The sequence below is a fragment of the Vibrio sp. YT-19(2023) genome (assembly GCF_033337395.1).
In genome coordinates this window covers 41,418-58,055 of the sequence record NZ_JAWOQN010000021.1, presented here as the reverse complement: position 1 = coordinate 58,055, position 16,638 = coordinate 41,418, and the positions used below count along the sequence as shown (strand labels likewise).

Below are 16,638 nucleotides of genomic sequence, written 5' to 3'. Positions count from 1 at the left end.
TTATTCGTATTCCCTTTTCTGTTGATTAAGTTCTATACTCAACCTGTATCACTTAGTATTGCGGCAAACTTACACCAGTGTGACAAATATTGATTGCCACCTTAATAATATATAGAGTTTGAAATTAACTTTTTGATCACAGCTATCCGCAAAAAAGTGAGTTAGAGCGCAATTATCGGCTAAAAAACGTACCGAACGACGCTCCCTATAACGGCATATAATTTGCATGGATGTTTTTTGGATGGTTTATGGAGGCGAAGTATGGCAGCCGCTGAGCAACTTGATACCAGTGTAGAATATGAGATTCGATATTTTGAACAGGGGAAAATGCACTGCATGAGAGTCATTGCTGAAAGCAAAAAAGTGGCTTATCAGTACTATTTGGAGTGTGGTAAGCACAACAGTGACTTGTACTCTATTCGCCCAGACAAGTAAAAAAACCGCCTAACAGGCGGTTTTTTTATTCGTCAGAATCAATATAACTGTTTGATTTTATTTATTATTACAGATTCAAATCCAACAATGTTATTTGATGTCGCCAAAGCGCTCAAGATAAAGGACGGTTGCTGCAGTACGAGAAGGAACTTGAAGCTTTTTAAGTAAACTCTTCATATGTACTTTAACCGTAGACTCAGAGATAAAAAGACGATCGGCAATTTGCTTGTTGCGGAAACCTCTTGCCACCTCTCTTAAGATCTGAGATTCACGATCGGTCAGTGTATCAAACACGTCCTCTTGCTCTGAGCGTTCACTCAAATACTTAGAAACTTCTTGGCTGTATGCCTTGTCCCCTTGATGCGCTTGTTTTAGCAACTCAACCAACTCATCAGGCTCAGTGTCTTTCAATAAATAGCCATCGGCACCACTTCGAACTATTGCTTCTATATCTGCTGGGCTATCTGAAACGGTTAGAATGACAATTCTGGCTTCACAGCCATCTGCACGCAGTGCTTGCAAAGTATCAAGGCCAGACATGCCTTTCATATTAAGATCAAGAAGTACAAGATCCAGTTCTAGCTCATGCGCTTTCGCTACTGCATCCGCGCCATTACTTGCTTCTGCAATGACCTCAAACTCAGGCTCAAAGCTTAAAAGCTGGTGGATACCTCTTCGCATGAGTGGATGATCATCCACCAGCATTACTTTACACACTGTCACTGTTTACTTCCTTACTATGTTGGAATTCTAATTTTACGGTACAACCTTTGTTTATCGATGCTTCGATGTGCAGATCGGCATGCAGTCTAGCGGCCCGCTCTTGCATGATACTCATACCGTAATGATTTAATTTTTCGTCTTGATGTTCAAAGCCTATTCCATCGTCGCTAACGGTTACTGTGACTTTTCCATCATTATCGAGACATTGAATGTGAATATTATCTGCTTGCGCATGTTTGATTGCATTAATTGCCGCTTCTCTTATCAACTGTAGTAAATGAACCTGCTGATGTGCATCCAGTTCAGTTGATGAAAGTCTATTTTTTAGCGTAATGTCCGCAGCAGTTTGTTCACTGAGCGTTTCAACCATGTCTTGCAATGCTTGGCCAAAACTGCCCTCTTTAATCGTAAGACGAAACGTCGTCAGTAACTCGCGTAACTGCGTATACGCGGCAGATAAGCCCGTATCTAGCTCAGCAATAACTTGATTAGCCTGCGCGATCGCCTTTTCGTCAGGCAAGTTCTTTACGCTTCTCTTTAACAAAGCGACCTGAATTTTTAAGTAAGAGAGTGCTTGAGCCAATGAATCATGCAACTCCCGAGCAATAGTGGCTCGCTCTTCCATCAGCAGAATTTGTTCTGCTTGGCGCTGCGCCCGATTGTAATACACGGCGCGTGATAAAATCTGCACGAAGTTGTCAATAAGAGCCTCGTTCGGACAAGGTAACCCTGCTTTCCAATATAAATAGCCCAAGTGCTCACCATCTAGCATCAGGGCTTTACCGTGGCAATCTTCATCACAATCTTGGCAGCATTCTTCTCCTTCCATCAATATCCAGCTCGGTTCTCCTAGCTGCTCGATTTCAAGTTTGACCGCTTTAATGCCCTCAAGACTGACGATATGCTGCAAAATCGCCTGGAAATTGTCTTGATTAATACGCGACGCCGTGAGTTCTTTTGACGAGTCGTACAGCACTTCTAAAGACTGGTTGGCATGCTGCAATTTACGTGTTTTCTCATCAACCGCTTGTTCTAATCCTCGGTACAACTTACCAAGGTCTGTCGCCATCCGGTTAAAGGTTCGAGTCAGTATTCCCATTTCATTATCGCTGGATACATTGAGCGATATATTGAATGAGCGATTTTTAATTTGCTCGCTAGCAAAAACTAAGGCACGCAGAGGCCGAACAACTTCGAGGCGCACAAAATGAACGACAAACATACTGACACAAAGGATGCCACCCAACCCTAACCCGCCGATCCAGGCTAAGTTAATCAGTTTTTGCTCCGAAAAGCTTTGCAGCTTAAATACAAACTCATCGATTTGTTCAACAAAACCGGCCACTAGGAGTTGATATTCTGCCGGGTTGTCTCCTCTAAGCACCGCCTTGAGTTCATGCCATCTGATAATAAGGCGGTAGTAATCGTGAGTGATGTCTTCAGGCACAGACCAATGCTGAAGCGCTTTCATTGAAGGTGAATATATCGAATTTTCAAATGCGTCAATATGTGAAGAATAGTCAACAGATTTAACCTGAATATCATTCGCTAGACGGTAGCTTTGCATTCGCATCGAGCCAGCAACATTGACGGCTTCAGCATCGTTCAAACTGGACGCTAACGTAAAAATCGCAAAACCAGTCGTAGCAACTGAGAGCAGCAAAATAAGAAGCATTGCGGACGCAATCGTGCGCGTCACCGACTTTTTCACATTTTTAAACAATCTGAGTTCCTCGCCCATTAACAATCCTATTTGTACGTGCAATGAACCCATTACCTTTCAACTTTATCAATATGTGATCACCTGCGACGGAATTTATTGATCCAAAACAATATTGCATACCATTTACCCCCTAAGAGGTATTTATACAAATATGTCAAAAACTACAATTTCGTTAGTTTAAATGACAGTTTATTAATGAAAATTGTGGACTATGCTTAGTTTGGGTTCCAAGTTTCGAGGTGACTAAGTGGTAGACCTTTCCAGAAGAAGACTCTTTGCAAGAAAAGCGCCCCCCGACAACGTCGTACGTTTGCCTTGGTTAACTAAACCGCAACAGTTTACGGACGATTGCACTCGCTGCGGTAAATGCATTGAGGCCTGTGAAACAAAGATTATAACCAAAAGTGATGGCGGATTCCCCTCGGTCGATTTTTCCATCGATGAATGCACATTTTGCTATCAATGTGCAAACGCCTGTCCTGAGCCCCTTTTCTTGCCAGAAACAGAACAACCTTGGCAAGCAAAAGCAAGTATCAACGATAACTGCTTAGCAAAACAAAATGTCGAATGCCGAAGCTGTGGGGATATGTGCGACCCGATGGCGATTCAGTTCAAATTAGAACTGGGGAAAGTAGCACAACCCAATTTAGACCTTGATGAGTGTAACGGCTGCGGCGCCTGTGTTTCAGTGTGCCCGACTTCATCCATCAATGTGAGCAATACAACAGCCTAAGCCGAATGTCGTCGGCCAAAGGCAATAAAAATAAATGAGAGAGCTATATGTCACTAAATGAAGTGCATATTTCAAGTTTGGTAGTACATGTGCTGCCGGAACATTTGGACGAAATCAAACAAAAGATAGAAGCACACGAAAATGCGGAAATCTATGGTGACAGTCCTGAAGGCAAGATTATCGTCGTACTTGAAACTGAGAACCAAGGTTTCATCACAGACACTATCGATGCCATTAACAATTTACCGAACGTCTTAAGCACGGTATTGGTTTATCACCAAATCGAAACTGGGCTTGAAGAAACGGATGAAGAAGACACTGGAACACAACATTCCCAAATCGAGGGTGAAGTATGAAAATGACAAGACGTGCGTTTGTGAAAGCAAACGCGGCTGCATCAGCTGCTGCTGTCGCAGGTGTGACACTACCAGCATCTGCAGCCAACCTGATTGCAAGCTCTGATCAAACCAAAATCACATGGGACAAAGCACCTTGTCGTTTCTGTGGTACAGGCTGTTCTGTTCTTGTTGGCACTCAAAACGGCAAAGTGGTAGCAACACAGGGTGACCCAGAAGCACCAGTAAACAAAGGTCTGAACTGCATCAAAGGTTACTTCCTTTCTAAGATCATGTACGGTCAAGACCGTCTAACTCAACCGATGCTACGAATGAAAGATGGCAAATTCCACAAAGATGGTGAATTTACACCTATCTCTTGGGATGACGCTTTCGACATCATGGCTGAGAAATGGAAAGCTTCCCTCGAGAAAAAAGGCCCAACAAGCGTAGGTATGTTTGGCTCAGGCCAATGGACAGTAATGGAAGGCTACGCTGCATCAAAGTTAATGAAAGCAGGCTTCCGATCAAACAACATTGATCCAAACGCTCGCCACTGTATGGCTTCTGCCGTTGTAGGTTTCATGCGCGCATTCGGTATCGATGAGCCAATGGGTTGTTACGATGACTTTGAGAACGCAGACGCTTTCGTTCTTTGGGGCTCAAACATGGCAGAGATGCACCCGGTTCTATGGACTCGCATTACTGACCGCCGCCTAAGCCACCCTCACGTTAAAGTGAACGTGCTTTCTACTTACTACCATCGTTCATTTGAGTTGGCAGACCACGGCTACATTTTCAATCCTCAGTCTGACCTTGCAATTGCTAACTTCATCGCAAACTACATCATCGAAAACGATGCAGTAAACTGGGACTTCGTGAACAAACACACGAACTTCACTCAAGCAGACACTGACATCGGCTACGGTCTACGTGACGATGATCCGCTACAAAAAGCAGCGAAGAACCCGAACTCTGGCAAACTCACTTCTATCTCATTCGAAGAGTACAAGAAATCAGTAGCGCCATACACAGTAGAAAAAGCATCTGAAATCTCTGGTGTTGAGAAAGAGAAGCTTATCGAGCTTGCGAAGCAATACGCGGATCCAAACACGAAAGTGATGTCTCTATGGACGATGGGTATGAACCAGCATACTCGTGGTGTATGGATGAATAACTTGGTTTACAACATCCACCTACTAACCGGTAAGATCTCGACTCCGGGGAACAGCCCATTCTCACTAACGGGCCAACCATCAGCATGTGGTACCGCTCGTGAGGTTGGTACGTTTGCTCACCGCCTACCAGCGGACATGGTGGTTGCTAACCCTAAACACCGTAAGATTGCAGAAGACATCTGGAAACTGCCAGAAGGTACGATTCCACCAAAACCTGGCTTCCACGCCGTATTGCAAGACCGTATGCTGAATGACGGCGTTCTGAACTGTTACTGGGTTCAATGTAACAACAACATGCAAGCCGGTCCAAACATCAACACAGAGCGTCTTCCAGGTTACCGCAACCCAGAAAACTTCATCGTTGTGTCTGACCCATACCCGACAGCAACAGCACAAGCAGCAGACCTTATTCTTCCTACCGCTATGTGGATTGAAAAAGAAGGTGCTTACGGTAACGCAGAGCGTCGTACCCAAGCTTGGTACCAACAAGTGGGCACAGTCGGTCAAGCAAAATCCGACCTGTGGCAGCTAATGGAGTTCTCGAAACGCTTCAAAATGGAAGAAGTGTGGCCTGAAGAGCTTCTAGCGAAAGCGCCTCAATACCGTGGTAAAACAATGTACGACGTACTTTACCGCAATGGTAACGTCGACAAATTCCCTATCGAAGAAGCTCGTGAACTGAATGACGATGCTCACCACTTCGGTTTCTATGTTCAAAAAGGTCTGTTTGAGGAATACGCAACATTTGGCCGTGGTCACGGTCATGATTTGGCTCCATACGACCGCTACCACCAAGTACGTGGTCTACGTTGGCCTGTTGTTGATGGTAAGGAAACACAGTGGCGCTTTAAAGAAGGTTCAGACCCATACGCGAAAGAAGGTTCTGGTTGGGACTTCTACGGCAATGCTGATGGCAAAGCGAAGATCATTTCCGCGCCATACGAAGCGCCACCAGAAGTACCGAACGATGAATTTGATATGTGGTTATGTACTGGTCGTGTTCTTGAGCATTGGCACACAGGCACCATGACTCGTCGTGTACCTGAATTATACAAAGCAGTACCAGACGCAGTGTGTTACATGCACCCAGAAGACGCAAAAGCACGCAATGTTCGTCGTGGTGAAGAAGTACTCATGGCAAACAAACGCGGTGAAGTACGCGTTCGTGTTGAAACTCGCGGTCGTAACCGTCCGCCAAAAGGCTTGGTATTCGTACCGTTCTTTGATGCACGTATTTTGATTAACAAGCTTATCCTAGATGCGACTGATCCACTGTCTAAACAGACAGACTTTAAGAAGTGCCCAGTCAAAATCACTAAGATTGCTTAACCTTCAGATACTGAATGCTACGGCCGTCATTATGGCGGCCTAATAAAGAATTTAAGCCATAAAGGCGGAGATGAAATGATGAAAAAATTACTTGTCGCAGTTTTATCTGTAGGTGCGTTAGTGACAGGCATTGCGCAAGCTGAGTTGGATAATCCTGGTGGTATTGGTGGTCTAGAATCTTTACGTGGAATGTCTCAATTGGAAGATACGCGTCCAGCAGACGAGTTCAAAGACTTCCCTAAAGATCAAATTGTTGAAGACAGCTATGTTTATCAACCACCGTTGATCCCACACAGTATTCGTCACTACGAAATTTCGTTAAATGCTAACAAGTGTCTTGCATGCCATAGCTGGAAAAATGCAAAAGAGTCAGGTGCGACTAAAATTAGCGTAACGCACTATGTAAACAGAGAAGATGCGGTACTGGCAGATATGTCTCCACGTCGTTACTTCTGTTTGCAATGTCACGTTCCACAAACGGATGCAAAACCACTAGTGGAAAACGAGTTTAAGGCAGTCGATTCGCTTCAGTAATTGAAACGCGAGTACTAAGAGGTTACTTATGAAAATACTTAAAGCGTTTTGGAAGAGACTGTCGAGCCCGAGTAAAGCTGCCGCTGGTGTGGTTTTATTTCTAGGCTTCGCTGGTGGCCTTCTATTTTGGGGCGCATTCAACACAGGTATGGAAGCAACCAACACAGAAGAATTCTGTTCTGGCTGTCACGCGCCGATCGTTGCTGAAATTCAAGAAACAATTCACTACTCCAACCGATCTGGTGTTCGTGCGATTTGTTCAGACTGTCACGTTCCTCATGAATGGACGGATAAGATCGTTCGTAAAGTACAGGCATCTAAAGAGCTATTTGCACACTTCGTAACGAAGACGATCGATACGCCAGAGAAGTTCCAAGAGCGTCGTGGCCACCTCGCAGAGCGAGAGTGGGCACGTATGAAGAAGAATGACTCTCTTGAATGTCGTAACTGTCATGAGTTTGATTTCATGGATTACTCTCAGCAAGGATCACGTGCGGCAGAACAACACTCCACCGCTCTAGCTTCAGGCGAGAAAACATGTGTAGACTGTCACAAAGGTATTGCGCACAAACTACCAGACATGAGCGGCGTTGAAGGCTGGCACTAAGGAGACTTACCATGAGTACATTAGAATCTGTAATTTGGCATATCCTTGGCTACAGTGCTATGCCAGTGATTATTCTTTCCGGCTTTGTGGCGGTAGCAGCAATCTCTCTCTGGCTGCTGTCATTTGGTAAGGATAAAGAGGTGTAACGTAACGCATCTCTACTCGTCAACTAGCCTATTTGTTGACACTGAGCGCCGAGCAAATGCTCGGCGCTTTTTATTTATTGCTCAATGGTACTTGCCAACCATAAACAAGCAATCATACATAAAAAAAGCGACCATAAAGGCCGCTAAGATTTACTGCTATAGGGAGTTATTTAAGATTCTTTTACTGGCAGAACCTGTTTGACGTATTGTCCTGGCGCTTCATCAATAACCGGATGGTTTTCTGAGCCAATAGGGAAAGGCTCAACTTGCTCTTTAGGGTTGAATTGGAGTAACCACTCGTTCCAGTGTGTCCACCACGATCCCTCTTTGTGTTCCGCGTTATTCAACCACTCATCAGCAGAGTCATCCAAATTATCGTTCAACCAATAACCATACTTATTTTTAGCTGGAGGGTTCACGATGCCCGCAATATGACCAGACTCACCGAGGACAAATGTTTTGTTGCCACCCGTGTTCAGCGCACCACGGTAAGTTCCCTGCCATAACGCAATATGGTCTTCTTTCGTTGACACAAAATAGCTAGGAATTTTGATCTTATTTAGATCAATCCACACTCCACCAATTTTGACGCCTTTATCTTGCACTAGCTTGTTCTCTAAATAGAGCTCGCGAAGCAAGAAATTGTGAGATGCAGCGCTGACGTTGGTGCTGTCACTATTCCAGTACAACAAGTCAAAATCGACTGGGCTATTGCCTTTCAAGTAGTTGTCTACGTAGTAGTTCCAGTACAAGCTGTTTTCACGCAGTAAACTAAACGTCACGCTTAAGGAACGGCCGTCCATATACCCTTTTGCGTTATTTTGCGCTTCAATTGCACTAACAATGGTGTCATTGATATACGCGCCGACTTCACCTGGTTGAGAGAAGTCGAGCAACGTGGTGAAGAAAGTGGCAGACTTAATGCGCTTCTTCATACGTTTTGCAGCGTAGTACGCAACCGTGCTTGCTAAAACAGTACCACCAATACAATAACCAGCCGCATTGATTTGCTCTTGTCCTGTTATATCTTCAATTGCAGCGACGGCTTTCGCCACGCCTTCTGTCACGTAGTCACCAAACTCTATGTGCGCTTGTGCCTTGCCTGGATTGCGCCAAGACATCATAAATACACTGTGCCCCTGCTCTAACAACCATCGAACCATTGAGTTCTTTGCCGTTAAATCAAGGATGTAGTATTTATTGATGAAAGGTGGGACTATGAGCAGCGGCGTCGCATTCACTTTCTCTGTTAGAGGTCGATATTGAATCAACTCAAACAATTCGTTTTGAAAAACCACATTGCCCTGTGTCGTCGCAACGTCATCGCCCACGCGGAATGCATTGTTATTCGTCATACGAATTTTTAAAATGTCTGCGCTCGACTCAACGTCTTCTTTCAACTGCTCTAAGCCTGCCAGTAAGTTTTGACCGTTTTGCTCAAGTGTCAGCTTCAAAAGCTCTGGGTTAGTGGCGATGAAGTTGGAAGGAGAAAGGGCGTTAATGGCTTGGCGAGAGAAAAAAATAATACGTTCTTTCGTCTTTTCATCTAAGCCTTCCAAAGACTCGATGGTGTCCAGATAGGTCTTACTAAATAAAAGGTAGGATTGTTTGATGAAGCTATACATGGCTTCATTTTGCCACGCTTCGTTTGAGAAACGCTTATCCCCTTTTTCAGCTTCGACGATTTGTGCTTGGTTCCCTGCCAATACAACATTCTGCCAAATTTGCAGCTGCTGTTCCCACCACTGTGCTTGCAGCTTTAAAATCGCAGCAGGCTGATTCGCAGCTTGTTCGAACAGTTTGGCAGTATCCTCAAAGTTCACTTCTTGCATGGCCTGGTTTAAAGGAGAGTTCACGACTGCCTTGTTCACTTCGAAATCATGCCACCACTGATGATTGGTTTCCTGAAGCTTCACAAGATAGTCCGAAAAGAAGTGTTGAAACATAGTCTTACTCCTATATTCGGAAAAAACAACGCCGCCCAAATCTAGGGGCGGCGAGAATCGGACAAATTACGCTGGAGTAACAGTCTTAAGATTTTCCGAAGTCATTTTCTCAACGTCTTCTTTGAACTCTTTTGCAATCGCTTGAAGCTTGTTGCTGTCATCCATCATTTGTTGAGAAAGTTTAGTAAGTACGCTTAGTTGCTGGCTGTTGAAAGCAGTCAATGACGTTACGTCTTTGATTTCTGTCGCTGCTTTCATCTGGTTTAGACCCACTTCACTGTATGTGCGAATGGCGTTCAATTGAAGCTCGGTCAACACTTCTACGTTTTTTGTCACTAGCTTGTTGAACTTCAAGTAAGGTTCTAGATTTTTTTCAGTTTGATCGCTAAATGTTTTGAAGAAATCTGTGTACATGGTTTGTCTCCTAGAGAAAGAATTAAAAATGTCCGTTTAAATAATTACTTAACTGTCTTTACAACCACAGCCGTGCCCATGCCGCCGCCCACACAAAGTGAAGCAACGCCATATTGACCATTTTGCTTATGAAGCTCGTGAACCAGCGTGACTAAGATTCGGTTTCCAGATGCACCAAGCGGGTGTCCTAGCGCGATAGCACCACCGTTAAAGTTCGCTTTATCTTGAATCGCGTTAACTGGAACTTGGTTTGTTTCCGCCAACTGATGAATCACGCCAAGTGCTTGCGCTGCAAATGCTTCGTTTAACTCGTAAACGTCAATGTCATTTACTGTGAGTTCCGCTTTTTCGAGTGCTTTATTGACCGACTCTACAGGACCTAGGCCCATGATCTTCGGATCAAGACCCGATTGCGCATAGCTTACGATCTCAGCAAGCGGCGTTAATCCATGCGCTTTAACTGCGCTTTCAGACGCCACGATAATCGCACTCGCGCCATCGTTAATGCCTGATGCATTACCCGCAGTCACAGTGCCTTCGCGGTCAAAAGCAGGACGTAGCTTGCTTAAGGCTTCCATTGTCGCGTTCGCTTTTGGGTATTCATCCGTATCAAACATCACGGTTTCACGGCGTTGCTTTACTTCCACTGGCACAATTTCGTCTTGAAATTTGCCAGCTTCGATAGCGGCTACCGCTTTCTGTTGGCTAGACAGCGCGTATTCGTCTTGCTGCTGGCGAGTTAAGCCGATTTGTTTTGCTACGTTTTCTGCCGTCACACCCATGTGATATTGGTTGTAAACATCGGTTAAACCGTCCGCTACGAGCAGATCTTTTAGCTCCAGATTGCCCATTTTGTTGCCATCACGAATGCTGCTTGGTGCGGCAAACGGAATCTGAGACATGACTTCAACACCCGCTGCAACAACGATCTCAGCATCGCCACTACGGATATGGGACACGGCATCCATGACCGTTTTCATGCCACTACCGCAAACCATGTTTACGCCATATGCAGGAACAGATTCAGGAATCCCCGCAAACAGTGCCGCTTGGCGGCCAACACCCATTCCTTGACCTGCACCAACAACGTTGCCAACAATCACTTCGTCAACCTTGTCGCCAGGTAACTTTGCCGCTTCCAACGCGCCTTTAATCGCTACTGCTGCCAGATCGCCAGCAGAAGTATTTTTCAGGCTGCCACCAAAAGCACCAATTGGAGTACGCTTCGCCGCTACGATAAATACTTTTTCCATCATCTTCTCTCCTTAGTGCATGTATAGGCCGCCGTTCACCGACAAAGTCTCTCCGGTGATGTAGGCGCCCGCATCGCTGACCAAGAAGCTCACTGATGCTGCAATTTCTTCTGGTGTCGCAAGACGTTTCATTGGAATTTGGTTCGTGATGGATTCCAGCACTTCTGGCTTCATTTGCTCAACCATTGGCGTACCCGTGTAACCCGGAGCGATAACATTAACTGTCACACCCGAGCGAGCACCTTCGTATGCTAAGGCTTTAGAGAAACCGATCATCCCAGCTTTCGCCGCCGAGTAGTTTGCTTGACCAAACTGCCCTTTAAGACCATTGACTGAAGAGATATTGATGACACGACCACCGCCTTTTTCGCACATTGCAGCAAAGAGGGGTTGCGTAACGTTGAATAAACTATTGAGGTTGGTATTGATGACATCATTCCAAGCTTGCGCAGTCATCTTTTTAAACACGCCATCACGTGTGATTCCTGCGTTGTTGACAACAACATCAATGGTTCCTTCCTCCCCAAGCAATTGCGCCAATTTCTCTGCACACTCTGTCGTGTTTGTTACATCCAACTCAAAAAGGCGAACCTGATCTTTGGTAAACCCTTTGCTGTTGAACCACTCCAGCGCACATTCGTAGTTACCTGTGAAATAAGTAGCGATTACACGGTAACCGTCATTGACTAATTGAGAGGAAATAGCAGAACCAATTCCGCCTTTTGATCCAGTGATCAAAGCGACTTTCTTCATTGAAGACTCCATTCTTAACGGCATTTAAAAAGCAAACTTAATACACTGATGAAATAGTTCACCAACTGACGTGTTTATTTATTCTTTTGACAACCAATCCCGTGCTGCCTTTATTTTAAGTTAACCTAGAAATATTACATTTCAAATAAAAAACTCACCCAATTGCATAAGATTGATTTAGATCTCATTACCCGTTAAATGTTATAAAATGGTTAAATTTACATAAGTCATTGTTTTAAATCACACTTCCATAAAAGCCACACCAACAGAAATAGAAACATAATTATTAAATATCATGAACTTACATACAGAATGGTAGACGTTACATTATGTCATGATTTAAGATCTGAATTTTAAGCTTATATGATTACAACAAACTTGAGATTAGAATAATAATTCAATTATCGGTAAAAATAATTATCAAACATATCATTTAATTACTGCATTTAATGATAATTTAGTTATCAATTCGATTATTTTAATACAATGATGATTAATACCGATAAAATATAATAAATTGAATATATTTAATCTAAAAATGATATAAGAGCTTGTCTCATACTGGTGCAATACGCACTATTATGACGCATAGATTAAAATATAATTTCATTTTAAATTTATATATTCGAAGAACATCAACTAGCTACTAGTGAAAGTAATCGCTCGCTTTGTAGTAGCATCCTTTTCCACTTTGCACTATCTTTGTGGCTTCTCTTTAATCACTAAATCATCAACAGATATGAATCTTGCATTGCTCAGTATGTTCATCCCTACTTTCTTTTTTGTCTCAATCACGCCTGGTATGTGCATGACTCTCGCCCTAACGTTAGGTATGAGTATCGGTTATCGTCGCACGTTATGGATGATGATAGGAGAACTTCTCGGTGTCGCGCTGGTGTCAGTCTCTGCGGTGTTAGGTATCGCTGCGATTATGCTCAATTATCCTTGGATGTTTATCGCGTTAAAGTTCATTGGTGGCGGTTATTTACTCTATCTTGGAGTTGAAATGTGGCGATCGCGAGGGAAACTTGCGATTAATGTCGACAACTTAGAAACACCAAAGAGTGACAATATCGCACTTATCATGCAAGGCTTCGTTACCGCAATCGCAAACCCAAAAGGCTGGGCATTTATGATTTCTCTTTTACCGCCTTTTATAGACCAAAACGCAGCACTTGCACCGCAACTGATCATACTTGTCTCCATTATTTTACTGTTTGAGTTCATTTGCATGTCTCTGTACGCTACTGGTGGTAAAGGGTTGAAACACGTCTTAGGTCAGTCTAAGAATGTACGCCTAATGAACCGTATCGCAGGCACTTTAATGATGGGAGTTGGTGTCTGGTTGCTACTAAGCTAAGGCAAACTGGAAACAATGAAAAATATTCTGAATAAAATCGCTAAAGTCATGGGTGAAGTATTGGACTTTCAAGCCCGAGTTTGGGTTGTGAACGTCTATAGCGGTGAGCATAAAGGCGAGTCTTATGTCGTTAATGAAGATGCTTTCTCTGTACCTCTTCAGTGGATGAAGAAGAAAGGCTACCAAGAGTCGATGTTGAATAAAGTCGAAGCAATGAAGCGCTCACAAGTCTTAGAGTTCGATTTGGGACTTGTGAAACATCGCTTGATGCGCGTGAAATAAGCACAAAAAAGCGCCACTCAAGATGAGTGGCGCAAGCACTTTTACCTTAAAAGAACGATGCTATGGCGCAGCGTCGATCTCAACAGGCAGATAATGTTTCGGCTCCAGTTTCAACCACTCCGGCAGCACAGTACCAATCGAAATCGAAGACCATGTACCCGACAGAACGCCAATAAACATGGCGGTTGAGAAACCAGCCAAAGGCGCTCCTCCCATAATCCATAATGCACCAACAGTGATCAATGTCGTACCAGATGTCACCATAGTGCGTGAAAACGTCGCGATAACAGCTTGATCATTGATGTCTTCTGTTTTCCAACTCTGTTTCGCAATCAACAGCTCACGGATTCGGTCTGCAATGATGATCGAGTCATTCAATGAGTAACCTAAAATTGCTAACACCGCTGCAAAAACGGTTAAGTTGAACTCCATTTGAGTAATTGCAAAGAAACCAAGCACTAAGATCACATCATGGGCCAAAGCAAACAGTGAACCACTGGCCAAACGCCACTCAAAACGGAAACACAAGTAACCGAGAATACTCAAGACACAAATCAACAATGCTAAGCCACCTTGTTCAAACAAGTCTTGGCCAACTTGAGCGCCAACTATACTGTTGCTGACAACATCAACTTGGTGAGAGATTGGCTTCAACACCTCTTCTACACTTGGCAACGTTTGTCCATCTTCCGGCGCAGAGTAACGAATCACCCAACGGCCATCTTCACCAGAGCGTGTCACTGACGCAGATTCACCAAGCTTTGGTTGCAGAACGTCAAGCAGATCATGGTTAGTTAGCTGCTTATCTACCTTTACTTCTGTCACCATACCGCCAGTGAAGTCCAAACCTAGGTTCAACCCTTTAAAGCCTAGAGCGACGATCGCGATCACCGTTAAAATGATGGAAACTAGCGTAGTAAAGTAGCGAATTTTACGAATATTTTGTTTTAGCATTTCGACCATGATTAAACCCTCACATCACGACGGGCATCGCGGCCCCAAATTAAATTGATCATTGCTCGAGAGGCAAATACGCCTGTAAACATACTGGTTAACAAACCTAATCCGAGTGTTAAGGCAAAGCCTTGGATTGGGCCATTACCGATGGCGTACAAAATCACGGCGGTGATCATGGTAGTAATGTTGGCATCAAGGATGGTCGAGAATGCGCTGTCAAAGCCAAGGTCAATCGCTTGAGCGAAGCTGCGACCTTCACGCATTTTGTCCTTAATACGTTCGAAAATAATAACGTTGGTGTCCACTGCCATACCGACGGTTAACACTAAACCGGCAATACCCGGAAGCGTTAGAACCGCTCCTGGTAACAAGGCGATTAAGCCAAGCAAACAAAGCATGTTGGCACAAAGCGCCACGTTTGCTACCCAACCTAAGCGGCGGTACCAAAGTGCCATAAAGGTCAGTGTTAAACCCATACCTAAAGCCAGTGCTGCAAAACCGTTTTCAATGTTTTCTGCACCCAGAGAAGCACCGATTGTTCGCTCTTCCACAATAGTAACCGGCGCAGTTAGTGAACCCGCTCGAAGTAATAGCGCCAACTGCTGTGCATCGTCCATGCTACCTGCACCAGTAATACGGAACTGGCTACCAAGTTGAGATTGAATAGTTGCGACGCTGATAACGCGCTCACTACGCTCAGTTACACCGCGATCGTTTGTTTTGTACTCTCGGTAAACGGTCGCCATTGGCTTGCCGATGTGAGTTGCTGAGAAGTCACTCATTTTCTTACCACCAGCGTGGTCAAGAGAAATATTTACCTCTGACATGCCCATTTTGTCGACACCAGCACGAGCGTTCACGATGTGCTCGCCCGTTAGAACTGGTCGTTTTGCCAAAATCACAGTACGACCGTCATTATCTTGAAGAACAAGATCTTGGCTGCTGTGTGCTTGGCTCGCATCTTTCACTTCATAAAACGCCAAGCTTGCTGTTGCACCAATAACGTTTTTCGCTTGAGCAGGATCTTGTACACCAGGGAGCTCAATTCGAATGCTCTCTTTACCTTGGCGTTGCACTAGTGCCTCTGTGATACCAAGTTCTTCAATACGACCACGCATGATCTTCAGGTTTTGTTGAAGAGTCGACGATTGAAATTCTTGGATATTTTGTTCACTCGGTTCAAGCACAAAGCCACGAGATGAACTTTTTGAAATCCAGCCCGGGTAGTTTTGACGCAAAAACTTGTTCACTTCCGACAATGCTTGCTCGCTGTCACTGTTTACCGTAATTCGGTTGCCACTTTCTGCTCGAACTTGCACACCACGAACACGTTGATCACGTAGGTTCGCTTTAATTTCATCAATCAACGCATCACGTTGTTCTTCAAACGCTTTATTCACATCAACATTCAACAGAAACTGAACGCCACCACGAAGGTCAAGACCGAGCTTAATTGGGCTAAAGCCCATCTCATTCAACCATTCTGGCGCAACCGATACGTATGAGAAAGTGATGCTGTCGTCTTTATTTAGCTCTTTGTTTAACAACGCACGAGCTTTACTTTGCGCATCTTCACCATCGAATACAATGGTTGTTTTGCCGTCTTTTTCGATGATTTTGTCGGCTGAAATATGGTTGGTTTTTAGCAGTTGATTCAGATGAACAACCGACATTTCACTGTTGTTTTGATCCGCAAACGTCAACTGGATAGAAGGCTGTTCGCCAAACCAAGTTGGTATAGCACTTAGGGTTAAAATAATGACTGTCGTGATTAATACGACATATTTCCAAGCTGAGTAGTGATTCATCAGCTTTCTGTTCTTTTGCTGCTTTGGCGTTTTTTTCATGTAAACATCATCCCTTCACAATGAAGTGAAGCTTTTAATAACAAGGCTTAACACACGACAGATGCTCCCAGAATAAATTCAGG

General features: G+C 44.2%; 17 protein-coding genes. 9 read left to right on the top strand and 8 right to left on the bottom strand.

The window, feature by feature from the left end; genetic code table 11:
- Positions 1 to 261: 261 nt before the first annotated feature.
- On the top strand, positions 262 to 435 hold the full coding sequence (locus R7E78_RS16185) for a hypothetical protein (protein ID WP_005373524.1): 174 nt from the start codon (positions 262 to 264) through the stop codon (positions 433 to 435).
- Positions 436 to 525: 90 nt separating this feature from the next.
- On the opposite strand, the gene R7E78_RS16180 is transcribed toward R7E78_RS16185, so the two are convergent.
- Positions 526 to 1,140 (bottom strand): response regulator, encoded by a 615-nt coding sequence (locus R7E78_RS16180; protein ID WP_031777156.1) that lies wholly within the window; start codon positions 1,138 to 1,140, stop codon positions 526 to 528.
- A gap of 4 nt (positions 1,141 to 1,144) precedes the next feature.
- A complete protein-coding gene (narQ, locus tag R7E78_RS16175; protein ID WP_025998659.1) occupies positions 1,145 to 2,881 on the bottom strand; it encodes a nitrate/nitrite two-component system sensor histidine kinase NarQ in 1,737 nt (578 codons plus the stop codon).
- A 247-nt stretch (positions 2,882 to 3,128) separates the two neighbouring features.
- Here narQ and napF point away from each other — a divergent pair, with 247 nt between their 5' ends.
- The 6 genes from napF to R7E78_RS16145 all read left to right on the top strand — a co-directional run bounded on the left by napF (position 3,129) and on the right by R7E78_RS16145 (position 7,743).
- Complete coding sequence (gene napF, locus R7E78_RS16170; RefSeq protein WP_318058055.1) at positions 3,129 to 3,614, top strand: ferredoxin-type protein NapF; 486 nt, start codon at positions 3,129 to 3,131, stop codon at positions 3,612 to 3,614.
- A 47-nt stretch (positions 3,615 to 3,661) separates the two neighbouring features.
- Complete coding sequence (locus R7E78_RS16165; RefSeq protein ID WP_005373535.1) at positions 3,662 to 3,970, top strand: chaperone NapD; 309 nt, start codon at positions 3,662 to 3,664, stop codon at positions 3,968 to 3,970.
- Positions 3,967 to 6,456, top strand: a complete 2,490-nt coding sequence (gene napA, locus R7E78_RS16160; RefSeq protein WP_005389060.1) for a periplasmic nitrate reductase subunit alpha — start codon at positions 3,967 to 3,969, stop codon at positions 6,454 to 6,456. The genes R7E78_RS16165 and napA overlap by 4 nt, the downstream gene beginning before the upstream one ends.
- A 78-nt stretch (positions 6,457 to 6,534) precedes the next feature.
- Positions 6,535 to 6,990 (top strand): nitrate reductase cytochrome c-type subunit, encoded by a 456-nt coding sequence (locus R7E78_RS16155; RefSeq protein ID WP_005389061.1) that lies wholly within the window; start codon positions 6,535 to 6,537, stop codon positions 6,988 to 6,990.
- A 28-nt stretch (positions 6,991 to 7,018) separates the two neighbouring features.
- A complete protein-coding gene (locus R7E78_RS16150) occupies positions 7,019 to 7,597 on the top strand; it encodes a NapC/NirT family cytochrome c (RefSeq protein WP_005373542.1) in 579 nt (192 codons plus the stop codon).
- Between the two features lie 11 nt (positions 7,598 to 7,608).
- Complete coding sequence (locus tag R7E78_RS16145) at positions 7,609 to 7,743, top strand: TIGR02808 family protein (RefSeq protein ID WP_005373546.1); 135 nt, start codon at positions 7,609 to 7,611, stop codon at positions 7,741 to 7,743.
- A gap of 170 nt (positions 7,744 to 7,913) precedes the next feature.
- Here the strand turns inward: R7E78_RS16145 and phaC are convergent, their stop codons facing one another.
- The 4 genes from phaC to R7E78_RS16125 form a co-directional block, all read right to left on the bottom strand.
- A complete protein-coding gene (gene phaC, locus R7E78_RS16140; protein ID WP_318058054.1) occupies positions 7,914 to 9,689 on the bottom strand; it encodes a class I poly(R)-hydroxyalkanoic acid synthase in 1,776 nt (591 codons plus the stop codon).
- A gap of 66 nt (positions 9,690 to 9,755) precedes the next feature.
- A complete protein-coding gene (locus tag R7E78_RS16135; protein WP_005373550.1) occupies positions 9,756 to 10,103 on the bottom strand; it encodes a phasin family protein in 348 nt (115 codons plus the stop codon).
- A 44-nt stretch (positions 10,104 to 10,147) separates the two neighbouring features.
- The gene (locus R7E78_RS16130; protein WP_031777157.1) at positions 10,148 to 11,356 is read right to left on the bottom strand and encodes an acetyl-CoA C-acetyltransferase; all 1,209 of its coding nucleotides are present in this window, start codon (positions 11,354 to 11,356) and stop codon (positions 10,148 to 10,150) included.
- A 12-nt stretch (positions 11,357 to 11,368) separates the two neighbouring features.
- Positions 11,369 to 12,109, bottom strand: a complete 741-nt coding sequence (locus R7E78_RS16125) for an SDR family oxidoreductase (RefSeq protein ID WP_005373555.1) — start codon at positions 12,107 to 12,109, stop codon at positions 11,369 to 11,371.
- A gap of 739 nt (positions 12,110 to 12,848) precedes the next feature.
- Between R7E78_RS16125 and R7E78_RS16120 the strand changes: the two genes are divergently transcribed.
- The gene (locus tag R7E78_RS16120) at positions 12,849 to 13,469 is read left to right on the top strand and encodes a LysE family translocator (RefSeq protein WP_021035942.1); all 621 of its coding nucleotides are present in this window, start codon (positions 12,849 to 12,851) and stop codon (positions 13,467 to 13,469) included.
- A gap of 15 nt (positions 13,470 to 13,484) precedes the next feature.
- Positions 13,485 to 13,751, top strand: coding sequence for a hypothetical protein (locus R7E78_RS16115; protein ID WP_017635186.1), 267 nt, complete (start codon positions 13,485 to 13,487; stop codon positions 13,749 to 13,751).
- Positions 13,752 to 13,811: 60 nt separating this feature from the next.
- Here the strand turns inward: R7E78_RS16115 and secF are convergent, their stop codons facing one another.
- Both secF and secD read right to left on the bottom strand, forming a co-directional pair.
- Positions 13,812 to 14,714, bottom strand: a complete 903-nt coding sequence (secF, locus tag R7E78_RS16110) for a protein translocase subunit SecF (protein WP_005373567.1) — start codon at positions 14,712 to 14,714, stop codon at positions 13,812 to 13,814.
- Between the two features lie 2 nt (positions 14,715 to 14,716).
- Positions 14,717 to 16,555, bottom strand: a complete 1,839-nt coding sequence (secD, locus tag R7E78_RS16105; RefSeq protein ID WP_005373570.1) for a protein translocase subunit SecD — start codon at positions 16,553 to 16,555, stop codon at positions 14,717 to 14,719.
- Positions 16,556 to 16,638: the final 83 nt, after the last annotated feature.